The sequence below is a fragment of the Bacillus sp. 17RED48 genome, from assembly GCF_019837545.1.
GTDB classification, from domain to species: Bacteria; Bacillota; Bacilli; order Bacillales; family Bacillaceae_G; genus Bacillus_A; species Bacillus_A wiedmannii.
This window is the reverse complement of record NZ_JADAXG010000006.1, coordinates 291,341-305,815: the sequence shown is the minus strand read 5'-3', so window position 1 is coordinate 305,815 and position 14,475 is coordinate 291,341. Positions and strand designations below refer to the sequence as shown.

Below are 14,475 nucleotides of genomic sequence, written 5' to 3'. Positions count from 1 at the left end.
TTATAAAACAACACGCTTTTAACACATAACTGTATGAAAATAGATTAGTGTTTAGTTGTCTAGTTGTATTCAAAACAAAAAAACACTAAAATTTTTTTAGCGTGAAAATCTATTGAAAAAATAAACCTCTCTTAAACACATTCTTCTATCTATTGTCCAAGCCACCTCTACTAAATTACATAGAATAGAATAAAATAACAAAATTCGAAAGGGGATTCCTATGCCAAAACATAGAAAACAGAACAAAATAAAGATTTATAGAATAACAAGCTATAAAAAAGACAAGCGTTCTGAATTAGACTCTGACAAATTTGAACTAGAACAACAGGAAATAGAAAATAAGCAGGATAAGCAAAACAAACAGGACAAGCAAAACAAACAGGACAAACAAGACAAGCAAAACAAACAAGACAAACAGGACAAGCAAAATAAACAAGACAAGCAGGACAAACAGGACAAGCAAAATAAACAGGACAAACAGGACAAGCAAAATAAACAAGACAAGCAGGACAAGCAAAATAAACAAGATAAACAGGACAAACAAGAACAATTGGAACCTATAATAGAAACAAGTTCACACAACTTAGATGTATGGGATGCAATTTCTCTACAACAGATACAAAATGGCGAGCATACGAGTTTATTTGCAGAACAAAGTAATTATCAAAATATTACTTTGTTACAAGTAAGCGATGTCCGTTTATATTTAGACAAACAACTACAATTCAGTTCCGTTGACGAACAAATTTATCATGAAGCCCTTGTGCATCCGATTATGTCAAAAGTAATTGATCCAAAACGTGTTCTCATATTAGGTGGTGGCGATGGCCTTGCCTTACGAGAAGTTTTGAAGTATGAAACTGTGCTACATGTAGACCTTGTTGACTTAGATGGATCGATGATTGATATGGCTCGTAATGTTCCTGAATTAGTTTCTTTGAACAAAAGCGCATTTTTTGATAATCGTGTGAATGCACACGTATGCGATGCAAAGAAATTTCTGAATTCTCCTTCCTCTTTATACGATGTAATCATTATTGATTTTCCAGACCCAGCGACAGAGTTGTTAAGTACTTTATATACAAGTGAACTTTTTGCTCGTATCGCTACGTTTTTAACAGAAGATGGCGCGTTCGTCTGTCAATCTAATTCACCTGCTGATGCACCCCTTGTATATTGGAGTATCGGTAACACAATTGAACATGCTGGATTAACTGTGAAAAGTTATCATACAATCGTTCCTTCTTTTGGAACTGACTGGGGATTTCATATTGCGGCTAATTCTGAATATGTACTTGATCAAATTGAGCAATTATATGTTGTACCAACTCCTCAAACATTACCTTCTCTTCTTTCTCCCTTATTTCAATTTAAAGAAGAACATCTCGAACAGCGTAACCTTGCCCTTTTAAATTCAGAATCAAACCTTATCCTACATCAGTGTTATAAAAAAGAAATGGAGTTTTAACGATATTATAGTGAGGAGTGCTATCTTATGGAATACTCTACTTTCGGTAAGCATATAATAGTAGATTTATGGGGAGTGGACTTTTCCCTATTAGATGATGTTCACTTTTTAGAATATCATTTAGTTACCGCTGCTGATCACTCAGGTGCCCATGTTTTAAACGTAAGTGCAAAAGAATTCGAACCGTACGGTGTTACTGTCTTAGTTTTACTATCAGAAAGCCACCTTTCTATTCACACTTATCCAGAAAAAAACTTTGCAGCCGTTGACTGTTATACGTGTGGTACGACCGTTGAACCGCAAATAGCGATTGATTATATCGTAAGTATATTAAAACCAAATGAGATGAATATAAAAAAACTAATTCGTGGTATAGGAGAGATTGTTACAACCGATTAATTATCACTCTTACTCATTTGTGAAAAAGGAGGATTGTAAATACCATCAGTGGAACGACCATTCCACTGATGGTACAGAAACATACATATTTTTTCACCTTAATTGATGGTTTAATCTCTCGATTTTTCGCTTCCAGTATAACATCATCATAAACCATATAATGAAGTAAATAACAATAAAACTTCCTATACAAACAAGAATCGGACCGAAACGATTTGAAACCCATCCAATCCAAATGGCTGTAGGCAAAAATGTTCCTATTCATTTTTACATAAACCTGGAAATAATAAATATAATCCTGCGTAAGTGGTTTTTGTTTCGTCATAACTGTCTCTTAATACAACATAAAAAAACCTTGCATACGCAAGGTTCATTCAGACATCGACATCTTCCTATATAATTCTACAAATTCACTCGCTAATTCCTTCACCGTAATTGCATTCATTAAATGATCTTGCGCGTGCACCATCAGAAGGGTAACTTCGGTCTTTTCACCACCAGCTTCTTTCTGTATGAGATCCGTTTGTACACGGTGTGCCTCTTTTAATTCATCTAACGCTTCTTGTAATTTAGCTTCTGCTTCTGTAAATTCCCCACGCTTTGCGCAATCAATTGCTTCCATTGAACAACTTCTCGCATTTCCCCCATGCAAAATTAAATGAAAAGCTTTCGTCTCTATCGTATCCATTTTACTTCTTTACTCCCCCTTTTCTTCCGCTACTTTTTGTTTATCCCATATTTTTAAGAACGGTAAATAAATGAAGAATGCAAGCGCAAAATTAACAAGTTGTAACACAACACCTGAAATTTTCCCACCCGATCCTAAATATCCGCTAAACAGAATCGGTGTCGTCCAAGGAACAGCAGCCCCGCTCGGACGAGCAACTAATCCCCATTCCATTGCAAAGTAAGAAACAATTGTTAACACAACTGGAACCAATATAAATGGAATTAGTAAAATTGGGTTCATGACAATCGGCATACCAAAAGTTACCATCTCATTAATGTTAAATATACCAGGTGCAATTGACAATCTACCTAAACTTTTTAATTGCTGACTTCGTGCAAACAATAACATTCCAATAACTAAAGCAAGTGTCGCACCAGATCCGCCCATATAAATCCATAAATCAAAAAACTGTGCAGTAATCGTATTTGGTATATCTTGCCCTGCTTGGTAAGCAACTCGGTTTTGATCCATTAACGACAACCAAACCGGACTCATTACACCACCAACAATAGTAGCTCCATGAATTCCACATGACCAAAGAACATGAACGAGAATAACAGCTATTATTGCGCCCCAAAGACTAGCACCAAGTACACTAAGTGGTTCCTGTAAAATTTGCCCCACAATATTATGGATACTGCCAAAAGAAGTATTTTCTATAATTAAGCGTAAAATCCAAATAACCGTTACAACAATAAATCCTGGAACAAGCGCGGCAAATGAACGTGTCACAGCTGGCGGAACTGTCTCTGGCATCTTTATAATTATCTTTTTTTGTACAATAAACCGATAAAGTTCAGTAGATATAAGTGCAATAATCATTGCTACAAATAACCCTTGGCTTCCCATTAACGCAGCTGGGATAGCACCTTCTACAAGTACACTCTCTTTTGTACTTGGTATAATATATGCAACTTGAAATGGCGTCGCAAGTAAAAACGTCACAAGCGACAATGCCCCGGATGCTAAAGCGTCCACTTTATAATATTCTCCAAGTCTGTAAGCGATTCCAAAAACAGCTATTAAAGCCATTATATTAAAAGTTGCACTAACTGGATACCCCAAAGCCCTCTGCCAATTCTCCCCAAACAAACCTGCCATAAAATCATTATAACCTGGTATTGGTAAAGCACTAATGATGAGGAAAAATGATCCTATAATTAAGAAAGGCATCGTCAATACAAGTCCATCACGAATTGCTAGCAAATGCCTCTGTTCTGCAACCTTTCCCGCTACTGGCATTACATATTTCTCTAAAAACCGTATCATCTATCCCACTCTCCTCATGGTTTCATTGACAAAGCTGCTTGTAAGATAGCTTCTCCATTACAAAGCCCGTAATGGACAGATTGAATGACATCAACAGGTACTCCCTTCTCCTTACATAACTCTTTCATTTTCGGTAATAAATAACGTACTTGTGGTCCAAGTAAAAGTACGTCAGCTTCATCTATGTGACTATTTACTTCAGAACCTGATACTGCCCAAATCTTTACCTCTATCCCTTTTGCCTCTGCTGCTTTCTCCATTTTAGTAACAATCAAACTGGAAGACATTCCCGCTGCACAGCAAAGTAAAATATTCATCCCTTTTCCCTCCCCCCTTTTTCCAAACCTAAGTTACGGTGCATCCTTTGCCACCACTAGGTTACAAATATATATGTCTAGATTTCCTGCTGTATGCCGAGCTCAAAAACAAAAATTTCTCGTTTTTCACGCTATTCCACCTATCGGTATTTTCCTAGTAAAGAGGGCTCTAACTCGCTATAATAATTCAGTATGATTTTTTTAATTGATAGGAGGATATATTTATGAAGGCATATCGCTTTCCGCTTATTTTATTATCTTCTATCCTAATTGGTGGTTTCATTGGTTATTTCATGGGTGCCGATGCCGTTGCTTTAAAGCCGCTTGGTGACATTTTCTTAAACTTAATGTTTACGATTGTTGTACCTTTAGTGTTCTTTAGCATCGCGTCATCTATTGCTAATATGGATGGATTAAAACGTTTCGGTAAAATTATGTCTAGTATGGCTGGAACTTTCTTATTTACAAGTATTTTAGCTGCTATTTTTATGATTATTGTCGTGAAAGTATTTCCGCCAGCACAAGGTGTTGTATTAGAACTAACGCAGCCCGATAAAGCTGAAAAAGCTGTTAGTGTTGCGGATCAAATTGTTGGTATTATAACAGTATCTGATTTCTCGAAGTTACTATCTCGTGAAAATATGTTAGCTCTTATTTTCTTCTCTATTTTAATGGGGGTTGCAACTTCAGCAGTTGGTGAAAAAGGAAAACCATTCGCTACATTCTTACAAGCTGGTGCAGAAATTTCAATGAAAGTTGTATCTTTCATTATGTACTACGCTCCAATCGGACTTGCTGCTTACTTCGCGGCATTAGTTGGTGAATTCGGACCACAACTTCTTGGAACTTATTTCCGAGCAGCAATGGTATACTATCCAGCGTCTCTCATTTACTTCTTTGTATTCTTCACGTTCTATGCATACCTTGCGGGTCGCAAACAAGGTGTACAATTATTTTGGAAGAACATGGTCTCTCCTACAGTTACATCTCTTGCAACTTGTAGTAGTGCCGCAAGTATTCCAGCGAACTTAGAAGCAACGAAGAAAATGGGTATCTCTTCTGACGTTCGTGAAACAGTTGTCCTTCTTGGATCTACACTTCATAAAGACGGATCTGTTTTAGGTGGCGTATTAAAAATTGCTTTCTTATTCGGTATTTTCAACATGGAATTCGAAGGACCGAAAACATTAGCAATTGCACTTGTTGTTTCTCTATTAGTAGGAACAGTAATGGGCGCCATTCCAGGTGGTGGTATGATTGGTGAAATGTTAATCGTTTCTCTATACGGCTTCCCGCCAGAAGCATTGCCAATTATCGCAGCAATTAGTACAATCATTGATCCTCCTGCAACGATGTTAAACGTAACAGCAGATAACGCTTGTGCCGTAATGACAGCTCGCCTTGTAGAAGGTAAAAACTGGATCAAAAATAAATTTGCTTAATAAAATGGAAAGAGGATGCTCCAAACGAGCATCCTCTTTTTTGTTGTGATAAATATATCGAAATAATCCATTCCGCCACAAATTTGTTATAATCTTCACAAATATTCCACACCTATTATCCATTCTCCGTACTATAATCATGTATGGAAAAGGAGATGGACATAATGACTCAAAGCGCACCAGAATTTAAAATTTTGCAAAGCATTGCATTCCTTGCTGTCGTTTTGCAAAGTTCCTTATTATACACAATGCATCAAGGAAATGTCTTACTTGAGCAATCCCTCATTATGGGCATGCTATTCAACCTTGCAAAATTTTCAGCACCTGCATTCATATTTATCGTTGGCTTTCACTTAATTCGGCAATATACAAAGCAACTAGCCTATACAGAATATATTTATGAAAAAGCCGCACATTTACTCATTCCTTATTTCTTCTGGTCTATTCTTTACTTATTAACAACAAACGATATGATTACACTACAAAGCGGAATAAAAAGTTTATTACTCGGAACAGCCGCGCCCCATCTTTGGTACGTGATTATGATGTTCCAAATTCATTTATTGTTCCCTTTGCTGTGCACACTATTTTATTGGTTTCAAAAACGAACAGAAAATAAAAAAGACATATATAAATATATGACCATCTTTGCTTCTCTATATTTCCTCTTAATGTGGTATTCTTCTCACTACATTTTTAATGGAGAGAAATTGACTAGCTCAACCATTTTACATTATACAGATCGTTCCTTCTTCTTCTACTCATTCTATTTCGTCATGGGAGGAATCGCTGCTGTCGCACTAAAAACTTGGCGTTTATTTGTCATGAAACATATCCCGCTTATAACAATGTTATTTTTCGTCTTATTTCTATTCATCAATTATGAGTTATTTAGTTTTTACGGAGCAAACTCTATTCATTTAACCGTTTCGACTTATTTAAAACCGTCTATGTTTTTATATATTGTATGCGAAATTATCATACTTTACGTTCTGTCTATTACAATCGTACAGCGACGCGGTTTCTTGTATAAAGCTTTACGATTTATCGGGAATTACACATATGGTGCTTATTTAGCTCACTTTTTCTTCTTACAACTATGTACAAAATTTCTTTCTTTATTTACACTGCAAGAAAACACAATATTATATAGCCTATTATTATTTACAATAACGGCCACAATCTCGATTTCAGCAATGGTCATTTGCAGTACACTACCATTTCACACATGGATTACAGGGCCTTCCCCTACGACAAATATGAAATGGGCTAAGATTGTACTTCGGAAAAATCAAGAAAAAGTATTCAAACCATATCTTTGATATAATAGAATTCCATACAAGAAAAGAAAGTAGGACACACACCTATGATTAATCAAATTGGACAAATTATGTTATATGTAAATAATCAAAATGAAGCAGTACAATTTTGGACTGAGACAGTAGGATTCCAAATGATTGCAGAAGAAAATAACGGACAAGGGTTTCGCTGGATTGAAATTGCACCAACGAAGGAAGCAGGCACAAGCATCGTCCTTCACGATAAAGCGTTAATTGCGAAGATGCAACCTGAATTAAACTTACATACGCCTTCACTTATGTTCTTCTCTAATAACTTAGATCAACTGTATAAAGATCTTTCTGAGAAAAACGTTATAGTTGGACAAGTTGTAGATTTACCTACAGGTAGAGCATTCAACTTTGCTGATAATGAAAATAATTACTTTGCGGTAATGGAACGTAAATAAAAAAGGAGCTATCCTAAAAAAACGGATAGCTTCTTTCATTTTAAGAAACTTGTTCTGCATTCGTTTCCCTATGTTGTATATGACTCGTGATCCAAGCAATTCCGCCAGCAACAACGAGATAGCATAACAATATTAAAATTTGCATTTGTAATTGTGACCAATCTCCTAAAGAGATAACATCTTGTAATCCTCTAAGAGAATGGGACATTGGGAGAAACTGTCCAATTTTGCTAAGAACAGCTATATTTAATTCTCCTGGGAAAGTCCCTCCGCTCGTCGCTAATTGCAGGACGAGAAGTGTTACTGCTAAGAACTTTCCAACGAGACCAAATACCGTTACTAACATAAGAATAAATGTCATGAACGTAAAGGAAATAACGATACTTGATAAAACAAAGAGTGGCACACTTGCAACTTCTAATTTCATAACTCCTAGCACAGCCACATCCACAAGTAATGCTTGAATAAGTCCAATTAAATATACCAATCCTAGTTTATTAATAAAATGTACTGTTCCGCTTACCTTCATATTTTGTCTACGGCCAAGAGGTAAAATATTCGATGCCATAATTCCACCAACATAAAATGCCAGTGATAAAAAGTATGGTGCAATGCCTGAACCGTAGTTAGGCACATCAGAAACTGTCGACTTCACTAACTGAACCGGCTCTGAGAACATCGTATTACGGGCATCATCATTGCGAACATCCGCTATCTTCTCTGCGCCCTCTCCTAATTTTGTAGAAAGTTCTTTCGCACCATCGTCAAGTTTAACAAGTCCGTTCGTTAACTGATCAGCCCCGTGATTCAGCTCTGTTCCGCCACTTGCAAGATGATTTACACCTTCTTGCAGGGATGTAAATCCATTTCCCCACTTCGTAAATCCATCTGCTACATTTGCTGCACCATCTGCTATCTTTTTCGTTCCAGCAGTAGCTTCGCTTAACTTAACTCCGAATGTATTCATACCTTCTTCAATCTTATTCTGACCTTCAGCGAGCTTCTTCGCTCCTTGTGTCAATTGTTGTTGGCTATTATTTAAAGTGTTTACTGCTTTAGCTAATCCGTTAGAAGTAGCAATCATCTTTTGAAAAGCAGGATCTTGCTGCACTTCCGGATGACTTTTCACGTACTCTTCTAATTGTTGTTTTACACTATTTGCTGCATTGTCCGCTTTCACTTGCCCTTCAGCAAGTTTCTCACTTCCGTTCACCCATTCATTTGTACCAGCACTTAATTCACTAACCCCTGATTGTAAAGTTTTTTCACCTTGAGCTAATAACGCCATACCACTATGAAGTGAGGTTGCCCCTTCACTCAGCTCATTTGCGCCGCCACTTAAGGCAGATTGGCTAGAAGCAAGTTTTTCACTTCCCTCTTTCACTTTTGATGCCCCGTCACTTAAACGATGAATACCATCTGCAAGCTGATTCGCCCCATTTTTTGCATCTGTCGTTCCTTCATGCAGCTTCTCAGCACCATTACTTGCATCACTCAATCCTTGTGCCAAATCTTGAAACTTTGAAAAGACACCTTCTGTATAAGATTTCGTAATACTATTTGAAATTTTTGTTTTCATATTTTCAACAGCTGTCGTTCCAATTTGAGCTGCTACAAAGTTTTTACCCGGATTTACTTTGTACTGAAGCTGCGCTGGCTCTGGTTTCTCATCCATAAGTGTACTTACCTTCTTAGAGAAATCCTCTGGAATCGTAACGACCATATAATACTTATCTTCTTTTAACCCTTCATCAGCATTTTTTTCTGACACGAAATGAAAAGCTAGTTCCTTATTCTCTTTTAAATTTTTGACAAAATCGTCTCCTGCATGAATTGTTTTTTCATCCATCGCAGCACCTTTATCTAAATTTACAATTGCAACAGGTAATTTATCTAATCGTCCGTATGGATCCCAATATCCAGCTAAAAAGAATCCTGAATAAATTAAAGGAACGATTAATAAAAAAATTAAAGCGATACGTCCATGTTTATGATGCCACATCGCTTTCCAATCTTTAAATATAAGTTGAATTCCCTTCATGAAACATACTCCTTCTCCTAATTTAACACCATTAGAATGGTTTAACAGATTTACTATACACGCCCATTTTCATACTGTATAATACATCTTTAATTATCAATTAATTCCTTTTGGTCTATAGAAAGGAGAGTCAAAATGGAACTTCTTCAATTAAAATACTTTCAGACAGTCGCACGATTAGAACATATGACAAAAGCCGCTGAAGAACTGCATATCGCACAACCTTCACTTAGCAAAACAATCGCTAGATTAGAAAAGGACTTAGGCGTCCCGCTATTTGATCGCCAAGGTCGACAGATTACATTAAACTCTTTTGGGAAAGTATTTTTAAAACGAGTAGAGCGCATTTTTCATGAATTAAGTGAAGGCGAACGAGAAATTAAAGATTTAGCTGAATTACAACAATGCTCTATTACACTGGCCGTTTCTATTCCGAGAATATTACCAGAACTACTCGGTTCTTTTTTACTAGAACATCCTAACGTTCGATTCCAACAATTTCTCGCATCTACTCCTTCTATGAAGCGACAACTAGATAATATAGAAATTGACTTTTGCATTTCTTCTGTGCCAATTGAAGCCGAGGAAATTATGTGGGAACCACTTATTACAGAAGAAATTTTCTTAGTTGTCCCTTCAGGTCATCGTTTATCAGGACGCGAAAGTATCCATCTGCATGAAGTAAAAGACGAACCATTTATTAGTATGAACACTGGTTACGGATTTCGGCACTTAACGGATGAATTTTGTAAAGAAGCTGGCTTCACTCCACATATTGCTTTTGAAGTAGATGAACCGACCGTGATTAGCGACCTTATTAAGCAAGGTCTCGGCATCGCCTTTGTCCCAAGTTTAACTTTATTAAAAAACTCTACTTTAGCATTAAATAAGTTACGTATTATTGAACCGCATTGCGAGAGAACTATCGGATTAAGTTGGTCGAAGAAACGCTACTTATCAAAAACCGCTCAACAATTCCGTAAATTCGTAATTGACTACTTCTCCAATATTAGAACGTAAAATTATATTGACTTAGTAAAAAATAAAAGGTGCCACCCCCAAAGGGTGACACCTTTTATTTCTTACTCTTCTCCAATTCCATTTCCGCTAAAAGCGGCAATACGTTATCGAAAATATGCGTATTATTATTTTCACCTGTTACATATCCACCGTAATATCTACTAAATATATTGTCATTTCGGAATGTGGCCATATGATCATATAATTCCTTTGCAAACTTTGTATCACCTGTTTGTAGTACGTACAAGATCGTTAGTCCGTATGCGGCTGGCGATTCATAATTCACAGTTTGTTTTCCCGTTTCTAAATTGTAACGACCGTATAGCTTTCCATCCTTCTGGAACTTCTTCTTGATAAATTCCAAATAAGCATCTGATGAAAGGCCACCTAAACTTCGATGATATGCAACGTATGATTGGTCAATAAGATTTACTTCTTTATCGTACGTAAATGTACCATCTTCTTTATACTCTTTTGGGAATGCCCAGCCATGCCTTGGATAATCCGCTAAAAATTGAACGACTTCCTGATATTGCTGAGCAGAAACTTTGCCGTACTTTTTCATATACGAGAATGCGTGTGGATTTATGTATGATGTAGTTGCAAAATTATTTTGTTTACCTGCATCTGCATCATAATAATCAACGTAATAATTATCTTTCCTATTATAACGAATTACAGCGTCACTCAATTGATCTGCCAAATTTTTATAACGCTCTTCCTTGTACATATCATAAGCACGATATAATTGTTCTATAATACGAAGATCATCTATAAGTGCATTTGTAGCTGACTGCATTTCTCCCTTTTCAGAGATTTTCCATATAACAATATGATCCTTATGTACAAAGCTATTTTGAATAACCTTAACTTGTTCATCGAATAACGCTTGATCGTCTTTATCCAATGTATATTGTAGCCATAGTCCTGCTGATTCCGATAAAGCTTCACGGCCTTTCGCTTCACCCGTACCTGCCTTTGTATCCGCTAAACGATATGTGGCAAGCGTCCCATTTTCATTCACCATATGTCTTAAAATAAAATGTTCTGTACGGTTTCCTTGTATAGCTGACCAAAATACAATGCCACCTAAAGCGATTAAGAGAATAACTCCAATCCCTATATATAAACGTTTCCGCAATCTTTTCACCTCCCTAATAAGGCTAGCCTTAATTTTACCAGAACATACGTAAAATTAAAAAAGACAATCTATTAGATTGTCTCCCGTGCCTCTATCCCTCACAAGCCTCTTTAGAAGGTCTATATAGCGATGCCACAAGTCGATCATATTCACGACGCGTAATCTCTTTATTATACAGCTTCAATAATAAATCTCTATGCTCTTTTGAAAATGCCATCTTTTTAATGACTTCAGGATACATAAAACATCCTCTCCATTTCACATAAACTTCTTCACCTCTAAAAACAGAACTTATGTTCGCATAAAAGATTATAAAATATTCCTTACTAAAAAACAAACAAAATATTATTAAAAATTAACTTCTTTCTATTTGGAATATTCAAACATTATATTACCATATCCACTTTTTAAATACATATATATTTTTGGTAGTTTTTTTGAATAAATCTTCCAATTCAATCAGAAAATAATGGCAAAAAGAAGAGGAGTTTACATATGGATACGGTAACATTAGCAAGAGCATTTTTTGGTTCTTCATTAGCATTCCACATTATCTTTGCAACACTTGGTGTCGGACTTTCATTAATGATTTTTATAAGTGAAATACTCTATCACTGGAAGAAAGATTCCGATTACGCCATTATGGCGAAAAGATGGACGAAGGCTTTTGCCATCCTTCTCGGTGTAGCAATTCCAACTGGAACAATTGTTGGTGTGCAAATCTCACTTCTTTGGCCTGGTTTTGCCAAAATTGTTGGACAGGTTATTTCTGTTCCCTTTCAAATTGAGATTTTCGCCTTCTTTTTAGAGGCTTTGTTCATGTCTATTTATGTATATGCAGCTGACAAACTACCTCCATTCATGAGATTAATCTCGCTATTCTTCGTCATGATTGGTGCCACGGCATCTGCCGTGCTTATTACATCAGCAAATACATGGATGAATACACCCGCAGGCTTTTCAATGGGACCAGATGGATCAGTTTTTAACGTTGATCCATGGAAAGCTTTCTTTAATCCGAGTTTTGGCACAAGCGCATTCCATGTTGTGATTACAGCCTACGCAACTGGAGCTGCCGTCATTGCCTCTATCGCTGGATTTAAATTATTAAAGAAGAATTTAAGTGAACGTGAAGTAGCGTATCATAAAAAAGGACTACTGTTAGGACTCGTCGTGACATTTATTACAGGTGCTACGATGTGGCTTTCGGGACACGAATCGGCGATTGCCTTACATAAGCATTCCCCTGAAAAACTTGCATCTGCTGAAGCTTTATTTGAAACGACATCACATGCACCGTTATCAATTGGCGGAGTTGTAGATCCTAACACACTTGAACTAAACTATGCACTAGAAATTCCGAACATGCTTAGCCTATTAGTGGGACTCGACCCTAGCACCGTCGTAAAAGGACTAAAGGAATTCCCACAAGAAACATGGCCACCATTTTACACACATACACTATTCAACTTAATGGTCGGCACTGCTGCCTTTACTTTTGCAGTTGCAGCAATCGCCCTCTTATATTGGTACTTTGTTTACCGAAAAAAAGGTGCAGAATTACCGAAGTGGCTTCTTTGGGGAGCTGCCGCATGTGGACCAATTATGATGCTCGGTATTGAATTCGGATGGATTTTCAGCTGTAGTGGTCGTCAACCGTGGACCATTTATGGTATGCAACGGACAGTCGACGCTTCTACACGCGCTGATTTTGTCGGTCCTTTATTTATTCTATTCATCATTTTATATATTGGACTCGGCATTTTAACAGTTTTTGTACTACGGACATTCTTTAAGAAACATCCGCTTACAAATGATTTACATCACGAAGGAGGCGATTCTCGTGCATGAGGAAAGTATTGCAATCATCATCTTATGGGCTCTTATTTTCGTATATAGTATATTAGGGTCCATTGATTTTGGAGCAGGTTTTTGGGGCATGGTATACGCAAAACATCCAACGCTTGCTGCCAAGCTTGCCAATCGATACTTATCACCCACTTGGGAAGTAACAAATACATTTCTCGTCTTTGTCGTTGTCGCTTTTCTCGGTTTCTTTCCGAAAGCTGCTTTCACCCTTGCGACAGTGATGTTCGTGCCAGTTATGTTAATTTTAATACTCATTGCAATTCGCAGTACATTCATGGTATTTGCTTACTCTCTGCCAAAGTATCAATTCCTCCTTCGGGTTATTTCAGGTATTACTGGGCTCTTAATTCCAGCCTTATTAATTACCGTGTTACCCGTTACAGAGGGGGCTTATATTACAATGACTGAAGGAAAAGAAGTACTCCTGTATGGAAAACTTCTTTCTAGCCCAGTTATCTACTGCTATATGCTCTTTGGGCTAACTTCGGAACTATTTCTCTCCTCTCTCTTTCTCGCAGATTTTGCGAGAGAGCAAGGTTCAGAAGATTCGTATAGAGTTTATAGAAGAAACGCCATCATCCTCGGTCCTGCAACACTCGTTACGGCAATTATCGCCCTCGTTGTAATGGATCCGGAAACACACTGGCTTATGCAAGGACTCATAAAGCAATTCCCATGGTTTACAGTTTCTATCGTTTTATTCGTTATCGGATACTCTTCTCTTTGGTGGACAAACAAGAAGTATAGCACACTAGGATACCCTCGCATTGCCGTTTTAGCAGTCGTCGCTCAATATGCATTTGCAAGTTACGCTTACGGTGTCGCGCATTTACCTTATATTATTTATCCTGATGTAACTGTATTTACAAGTTTTACAACGCCAGAAACATTCTATGCATTGCTTATCCTATACGCAATTGGAATCGCAATTTTACTACCAGGATTTATTTTCTTCTGGAATTTATTCTTGAAGGATCGAACTTTTTTGAAGGAAAAATAATATATTCGGGGGAGTCTGTTCCAAAAGGCATT

14 protein-coding genes and 1 pseudogene are annotated in these 14,475 nt (G+C 37.0%); 8 read left to right on the top strand and 7 right to left on the bottom strand.

The genetic code is table 11. The features are described 5' to 3' along the window. Positions 1–220 precede the first annotated feature (220 nt). Complete coding sequence (locus tag ILT06_RS22925; protein WP_064476184.1) at positions 221–1,468, top strand: polyamine aminopropyltransferase; 1,248 nt, start codon at positions 221–223, stop codon at positions 1,466–1,468. Positions 1,469–1,495: 27 nt separating this feature from the next. After that, positions 1,496–1,867: an adenosylmethionine decarboxylase gene (gene speD, locus ILT06_RS22920; RefSeq protein WP_064476183.1), complete on the top strand. Its 372-nt coding sequence runs from the start codon at positions 1,496–1,498 to the stop codon at positions 1,865–1,867. A 93-nt stretch (positions 1,868–1,960) separates the two neighbouring features. On the opposite strand, the pseudogene ILT06_RS22915 reads toward speD, so the two are convergent. The 4 genes and pseudogenes from ILT06_RS22915 to ILT06_RS22900 form a co-directional block, all read right to left on the bottom strand. After that, positions 1,961–2,128 (bottom strand): annotated as a pseudogene (locus ILT06_RS22915) (DUF3021 family protein); the annotation flags it as partial. A 109-nt stretch (positions 2,129–2,237) separates the two neighbouring features. Continuing rightward, positions 2,238–2,555 carry a PTS lactose/cellobiose transporter subunit IIA gene (locus tag ILT06_RS22910; protein ID WP_064476181.1) on the bottom strand — a complete coding sequence of 106 codons (318 nt, stop codon included), beginning with the start codon at positions 2,553–2,555 and terminating at the stop codon, positions 2,238–2,240. Positions 2,556–2,564: 9 nt separating this feature from the next. Continuing rightward, positions 2,565–3,866 (bottom strand): PTS cellobiose transporter subunit IIC, encoded by a 1,302-nt coding sequence (gene celB / locus ILT06_RS22905; protein ID WP_064476180.1) that lies wholly within the window; start codon positions 3,864–3,866, stop codon positions 2,565–2,567. A 14-nt stretch (positions 3,867–3,880) separates the two neighbouring features. Next, a complete protein-coding gene (locus ILT06_RS22900) occupies positions 3,881–4,183 on the bottom strand; it encodes a PTS sugar transporter subunit IIB (protein ID WP_048563423.1) in 303 nt (100 codons plus the stop codon). A 224-nt stretch (positions 4,184–4,407) separates the two neighbouring features. Between ILT06_RS22900 and ILT06_RS22895 the strand changes: the two genes are divergently transcribed. The 3 genes from ILT06_RS22895 to ILT06_RS22885 all read left to right on the top strand — a co-directional run bounded on the left by ILT06_RS22895 (position 4,408) and on the right by ILT06_RS22885 (position 7,372). Next, positions 4,408–5,625, top strand: a complete 1,218-nt coding sequence (locus ILT06_RS22895; protein WP_000649365.1) for a dicarboxylate/amino acid:cation symporter — start codon at positions 4,408–4,410, stop codon at positions 5,623–5,625. Positions 5,626–5,789: 164 nt separating this feature from the next. After that, positions 5,790–6,947, top strand: coding sequence for an acyltransferase (locus ILT06_RS22890; RefSeq protein WP_098103010.1), 1,158 nt, complete (start codon positions 5,790–5,792; stop codon positions 6,945–6,947). Positions 6,948–6,991: 44 nt separating this feature from the next. Then, positions 6,992–7,372 (top strand): VOC family protein, encoded by a 381-nt coding sequence (locus ILT06_RS22885; RefSeq protein ID WP_222655571.1) that lies wholly within the window; start codon positions 6,992–6,994, stop codon positions 7,370–7,372. 40 nt (positions 7,373–7,412) lie between these two features. On the opposite strand, the gene ILT06_RS22880 is transcribed toward ILT06_RS22885, so the two are convergent. Continuing rightward, on the bottom strand, positions 7,413–9,413 hold the full coding sequence (locus tag ILT06_RS22880) for a YhgE/Pip domain-containing protein (RefSeq protein ID WP_088047789.1): 2,001 nt from the start codon (positions 9,411–9,413) through the stop codon (positions 7,413–7,415). Positions 9,414–9,548: 135 nt separating this feature from the next. On the opposite strand from ILT06_RS22880, the gene ILT06_RS22875 reads away from it, so the two are divergent. Then, on the top strand, positions 9,549–10,433 hold the full coding sequence (locus tag ILT06_RS22875) for a LysR family transcriptional regulator (RefSeq protein ID WP_064476176.1): 885 nt from the start codon (positions 9,549–9,551) through the stop codon (positions 10,431–10,433). Positions 10,434–10,488: 55 nt separating this feature from the next. On the opposite strand, the gene ILT06_RS22870 is transcribed toward ILT06_RS22875, so the two are convergent. Beyond that, a complete protein-coding gene (locus tag ILT06_RS22870; RefSeq protein WP_142289377.1) occupies positions 10,489–11,574 on the bottom strand; it encodes a transcriptional regulator in 1,086 nt (361 codons plus the stop codon). Between the two features lie 91 nt (positions 11,575–11,665). Continuing rightward, positions 11,666–11,815: a hypothetical protein gene (locus tag ILT06_RS22865; protein ID WP_000283173.1), complete on the bottom strand. Its 150-nt coding sequence runs from the start codon at positions 11,813–11,815 to the stop codon at positions 11,666–11,668. A 254-nt stretch (positions 11,816–12,069) separates the two neighbouring features. Between ILT06_RS22865 and cydA the strand changes: the two genes are divergently transcribed. Both cydA and ILT06_RS22855 read left to right on the top strand, forming a co-directional pair. Then, positions 12,070–13,425 carry a cytochrome ubiquinol oxidase subunit I gene (gene cydA, locus ILT06_RS22860; protein ID WP_064476174.1) on the top strand — a complete coding sequence of 452 codons (1,356 nt, stop codon included), beginning with the start codon at positions 12,070–12,072 and terminating at the stop codon, positions 13,423–13,425. Next, a complete protein-coding gene (locus ILT06_RS22855; protein ID WP_222655570.1) occupies positions 13,418–14,443 on the top strand; it encodes a cytochrome d ubiquinol oxidase subunit II in 1,026 nt (341 codons plus the stop codon). Before cydA ends, ILT06_RS22855 begins: the two co-directional genes overlap by 8 nt. Positions 14,444–14,475 lie beyond the last annotated feature (32 nt).

Bases quoted from the DNA above. Each gene is read 5' to 3' on its own strand.
- ILT06_RS22925 (WP_064476184.1), top strand. From the start codon at position 221: ATGCCAAAACATAGAAAACAGAACAAAATAAAGATTTATAGAATAACA.
- speD (WP_064476183.1), top strand. From the start codon at position 1,496: ATGGAATACTCTACTTTCGGTAAGCATATAATAGTAGATTTATGGGGA.
- ILT06_RS22910 (WP_064476181.1), bottom strand. From the start codon at position 2,555: ATGGATACGATAGAGACGAAAGCTTTTCATTTAATTTTGCATGGGGGA.
- celB (WP_064476180.1), bottom strand. From the start codon at position 3,866: ATGATACGGTTTTTAGAGAAATATGTAATGCCAGTAGCGGGAAAGGTT.
- ILT06_RS22900 (WP_048563423.1), bottom strand. From the start codon at position 4,183: ATGAATATTTTACTTTGCTGTGCAGCGGGAATGTCTTCCAGTTTGATT.
- ILT06_RS22895 (WP_000649365.1), top strand. From the start codon at position 4,408: ATGAAGGCATATCGCTTTCCGCTTATTTTATTATCTTCTATCCTAATT.
- ILT06_RS22890 (WP_098103010.1), top strand. From the start codon at position 5,790: ATGACTCAAAGCGCACCAGAATTTAAAATTTTGCAAAGCATTGCATTC.
- ILT06_RS22885 (WP_222655571.1), top strand. From the start codon at position 6,992: ATGATTAATCAAATTGGACAAATTATGTTATATGTAAATAATCAAAAT.
- ILT06_RS22880 (WP_088047789.1), bottom strand. From the start codon at position 9,413: ATGAAGGGAATTCAACTTATATTTAAAGATTGGAAAGCGATGTGGCAT.
- ILT06_RS22875 (WP_064476176.1), top strand. From the start codon at position 9,549: ATGGAACTTCTTCAATTAAAATACTTTCAGACAGTCGCACGATTAGAA.
- ILT06_RS22865 (WP_000283173.1), bottom strand. From the start codon at position 11,815: ATGTATCCTGAAGTCATTAAAAAGATGGCATTTTCAAAAGAGCATAGA.
- cydA (WP_064476174.1), top strand. From the start codon at position 12,070: ATGGATACGGTAACATTAGCAAGAGCATTTTTTGGTTCTTCATTAGCA.